Source organism: Microtetraspora sp. AC03309 (assembly GCF_020826795.1).
Classification (GTDB): Bacteria; Actinomycetota; Actinomycetes; order Streptosporangiales; family Streptosporangiaceae; genus Microtetraspora; species Microtetraspora glauca.
Genome location: NZ_JADDIL010000242.1, coordinates 1 through 955, shown reverse-complemented (window position 1 = coordinate 955; position 955 = coordinate 1). Strand labels below are relative to the sequence as shown.

1 protein-coding gene is annotated in these 955 nt (G+C 65.9%); it reads right to left on the bottom strand.

The window, feature by feature from the left end; genetic code table 11:
- Positions 1-955, bottom strand: a 955-nt coding sequence (locus tag IMZ11_RS42560) for a DEAD/DEAH box helicase (RefSeq protein WP_228649258.1), incomplete at both ends; no start/stop codon positions are given.

The window sequence follows — 955 nt, the reverse complement described above, 5'->3', positions numbered from 1 at the left end:
CTGCTCGTAGCGCTCGGGGGTCATCCCCTGGGGCACGGACTTGGCCACACCGTCACCCGTGCCGGTAATCAGCCCATCGGCCTGCATGCTCTTGACGTCGAGCGTTTCGAGCAGGATCGGATCCGAGCCGTAATCGGTGGTGCAGAAATACGCGCGCACCGGCTTGGTCTGACCGGGCCGACCAGGCCGGCCCATGGCCTGCTTGTGCACCGCCGGCGACCAGTCCAGCTCGCCGAACACCAACGTGTTGACCACTTCCTGCAGGCCGTCGATACCCGCACCGGAACGCAGCGACATGATCAGCACCCGGGAGCGACCGTCGATGAAATCGGCCAGGGACCGCTCTTTCTGCCGGTTGGTCTCGCGCCCCGTGTACATCGCCGGCCGGTGCACACGCAGCCGTTCGGCCCAGATGTCGTGAACCGCGTGATGCCAGCCCAAAAGCATCACCCGCTGCTCGCTTTGCAGGATCAAATCGACGAAGTCGGCGACAAACGGTGCCTTCGCAATCCCGGTGTGCTGGCGCATCATCCAGTCGAACTGCCCGGCCGCCGACCACCGCTGCCGCGGGTTGGCCGACTGGTCCAAGATCAGCCGCGCCAACGCCACCGCGTTGCCTTCGATCTTGCTGAGAACCTTCGGGTCCGAGGGCACCGACTGCTCGATCGGGATGATCGGTGGGATCTCGATACCGACCTCTTCGAGCGTGCGCCGCAGCAACAATCCCTGCGAGGTCAGATGCGACCGCAACGCCAGCGGGTCATACACGCGTGTCTTGGTGTCCAACCCCGAGGTGTGGCACCACTCCCGCGCGAACTCCTGGCGACTGCCCAGCGCGCCCGGGCGCAGCACGTCGACGATGTTGTAGATCTCCGCGCCGTAGTTGTAGATGGGCGTGGCCGAAAGCCCGACCCGGTAGGTGGCCGCACCGGCGATCGTGGCCGCCGCCTTGTAC